General features: G+C 70.3%; 4 protein-coding genes. 2 read left to right on the forward strand and 2 right to left on the reverse strand.

Annotated features, from left to right (window positions below; genetic code table 11):
* The coding region (locus sphsw_RS07750) for an ATP phosphoribosyltransferase regulatory subunit (protein ID WP_031440104.1) at positions 1–535 on the forward strand (535 nt) is incomplete at its 5' end.
* A gap of 30 nt (positions 536–565) precedes the next feature.
* A complete protein-coding gene (locus sphsw_RS07755) occupies positions 566–1,855 on the forward strand; it encodes an adenylosuccinate synthase (RefSeq protein ID WP_031440105.1) in 1,290 nt (429 codons plus the stop codon).
* Between the two features lie 69 nt (positions 1,856–1,924).
* Here sphsw_RS07755 and sphsw_RS07760 read toward each other — a convergent pair whose 3' ends face one another.
* Together sphsw_RS07760 and aroC are read right to left on the reverse strand one after the other, a co-directional pair.
* Positions 1,925–2,422 carry a hypothetical protein gene (locus tag sphsw_RS07760; protein ID WP_052380877.1) on the reverse strand — a complete coding sequence of 166 codons (498 nt, stop codon included), beginning with the start codon at positions 2,420–2,422 and terminating at the stop codon, positions 1,925–1,927.
* 56 nt (positions 2,423–2,478) lie between these two features.
* A partial coding sequence (gene aroC / locus sphsw_RS07765) for a chorismate synthase (protein WP_031440107.1) occupies positions 2,479–3,145 on the reverse strand: 667 nt, incomplete at its 5' end.

The following is a 3,145-nucleotide window of genomic DNA, read 5'->3' on the forward strand; positions in this document are numbered from 1 at the left end:
TGCCAAGGATGCCGGCGCGGTCGCCGCGCTTGCGCCCGCCTATCTGCCGCTGATCGAGGCGGCGGGGCCGTTCGCGCCGGCGATGGAGCGGCTGCGGATGTTCGATACGACGGGCGCGCTCGCGTCGCGGCTCGACGCGCTCACGCGGATCGCCGCGGCGCTCGACGGCCGCGTCGCGCTGACGCTCGACCCGACCGAGCGGCACGGGTTCGAATATCAGACCTGGCTCGGCTTCTCGCTGTTCGCGGATGGCAGCGCGCGCGAGGTCGGGCGTGGCGGCACCTATACCGTGGTGCATGAAAGCGGTGCCGAGGAAGCCGCGACGGGCTTCTCGCTGTTTGCCGACCCGCTGGTCGACCGGGTCGTCAGCGTTGATCGCCGTCGGCTGTTCCTGCCGCTGGGTACGCCGGCGGCCGACGGTGCGGCGATGCGGGCGCAGGGCTGGGTCACGGTCGCCGCGCTCGACGCGGGCGATACCCCCGAAGCGCAGGTCTGCACGCATCTTTGGGTGGCGGATGCGCCCCGCGCGCTGTAGGCGCTGCGGGTAATTCTCAGGAGATAGAGTTTGGCCAACGTAGCAGTCATCGGCGCGCAATGGGGCGACGAAGGCAAGGGCAAGATCGTCGACTGGCTCGCCGAGCGTGCCGACATGGTCGTGCGGTTCCAGGGCGGCCACAATGCCGGCCACACGCTCGTCGTCGGCGAGAATGTGTACAAGCTGTCGCTGCTGCCCTCGGGCATCGTCCGCGGCACGCCGTCGTTCATCGGCAACGGCGTCGTGCTCGATCCCTGGGCGCTCAAGGACGAGATTGCGCGGCTGGGCGCGCAGGGTGTCGTCGCGACGCCCGAGACGCTGCGCATCGCCGATACCTGCGCGCTGATCCTGCCGTTCCACCGCGATCTCGACGGTCTGCGCGAGGATGCGAGCGGCGCGGGCAAGATCGGCACGACGCGGCGCGGCATCGGCCCGGCCTATGAGGACAAGGTCGGTCGCCGTGCGATCCGGGTGTGCGATCTGGCGCATCTCGACGATCTGGGGCCGCAGCTCGACCGTCTGACCGCGCATCACGACGCGCTGCGCGCCGGGTTCGGCGAGCCGCCGATCGACCGTGCGGCGCTGATCGCCGAGCTGCGCGAGATTGCCGGCTTCGTGCTGCCGTTCGCCAAGCCCGTGTGGCGCGACCTGAACGCGGCGCGCTCGGCCGGCAAGCGGATCCTGTTCGAGGGCGCGCAGGGCGTGCTGCTCGACGTCGATCACGGCACCTATCCGTTCGTCACCTCGTCGAACACGATTGCGGGCGCTGCGGCGGGCGGTTCGGGCCTGGGGCCAAGCGCGGTCGGGTTCGTGCTCGGGATCGCCAAGGCGTACACGACGCGCGTCGGGTCGGGGCCGTTCCCGACCGAGCTCGAGAACGAGACCGGCGAGCGGCTCGGTGTGCGCGGGCATGAGTTCGGCACCGTCACCGGACGCAAGCGCCGCTGCGGCTGGTTCGACGCGGTGCTGGTGCGCCAGTCGGCGGCGGTCGGCGGCATCACCGGGATCGCACTGACCAAGATCGACGTGCTCGACGGGTTCGAGACGGTGTCGATCTGCACCGGCTATCGTCTGCGCGGCGAGACGCTTGATTACTTTCCGGCGCATGCCGCCGACCAGGCGCTCGTCGAGCCGATCTACGAGACGATGGAAGGCTGGCAGGAAACCACTGCCGGTGCGCGTAGCTGGGCCGACCTGCCGGCACAGGCGATCAAGTATATCCGGCGTATCGAGGAGCTGATCCGTTGCCCGGTGGCGCTGGTCTCGACCAGCCCGGAGCGGGCGGACACGATCCTGGTAAGGGATCCGTTCTCGGACTGAGGCAACAGGCGCTGACATGAAAAAGGCCGGGCGATTGCCCGGCCTTTTTTTTGGATCAGCCTGTGTGGCTCAGCGTGGCGGCGTGCCGCCCACGGTACCGCCGGTCGTTGCAGTCCCGCCCATGGTGCCGCCCATCGTGCCACCTGCGGCCGTGCCGCCCATCGTTCCACCCATGGTGCCCGGGCCGGTGCTGCCGGTCGACATCGAACCGGAGGTCGTGCCGGTCGTGGTGCCGGTGCCCGTCACCGTATCGGGACCCGTGGTCGTACCGGTCGTCGTACCCGTCGTGCCGCGCGTGCGGCTACGGGCGCGGGTACCGCGCTGCGTGCGGGTCTGGGTCGCGGAATCGGTGGCCGTGGTGCCCGACTGCGCCGTCGAACCCGTGGACATGCCGCCCATCGCGCCGCCGGTGGTGCCGCCACCCATGGTACCGCCCATGGTGCCACCAGTCGTGCCGCCGCCCATCGTACCGCCCATGGTGCCACCTGCGGTACCGCCGGTGGTCTGGGCCATGGCGGCGGCCGGAAGGATCAGGGCTGCCGCTGCGATCGAGGTCAGAATACGCATGTTTCTCTCCTATCGTGTTGGAGACACAGCGTTCCGGTTCGACTTATGTTCCCCCGTCAGCCGCATTGGCCGCGGTGGAGCAGCGCCTGATCGGCAAGGACAAGTGCGACCATCGCCTCGACCACGGGGACTCCGCGGATGCCGACGCAGGGGTCGTGGCGGCCCTTGGTGGCGATCGTCGCGGCCTCGCCGGACGGACTGATCGTCTCGACGGGGGTGAGGATCGAGCTGGTCGGCTTGAACGCGACGCGCAGGCGGATCGGCTGGCCGGTGGCGATCCCGCCGGCAATCCCGCCGGCATGGTTGGCCAGGAATTCGGGGCCTTCTGCGCCCGGTCGCATGGGGTCGGCATTGGCCTCGCCCGAGAGCGCGGCAGCAGCGAACCCGTCGCCGATCTCGATCCCCTTGACCGCGTTGATGCTCATGCAGGCCGAGGCGAGTTCGGCGTCGAGCTTGGCATAGAGCGGCGCGCCCCAGCCTGCGGGGACGCCGGTCGCCTCGCACGCGATCACCGCACCGAGCGACGATCCCGCCTTGCGCGCGGCGTCGACCAGCGCCTCCCAGCGCAGCGCAGCCGTGGCGTCGGGGCAGAAGAACGGGTTTTGGTCGATCTGTGCGTCGTCGAAGTTGGCAGGGTCGATCGCGTCGCCGCCAATCGCCTCGACCCAGGCGCGGACGCGGACTTGGGGCACGACGAGCCGCGCCACCGCACCGGCGGCGACG

The sequence above is a fragment of the Sphingomonas sp. FUKUSWIS1 genome, from assembly GCF_000733135.1.
Lineage (GTDB): Bacteria > Pseudomonadota > Alphaproteobacteria > Sphingomonadales > Sphingomonadaceae > Sphingomonas > Sphingomonas aerolata.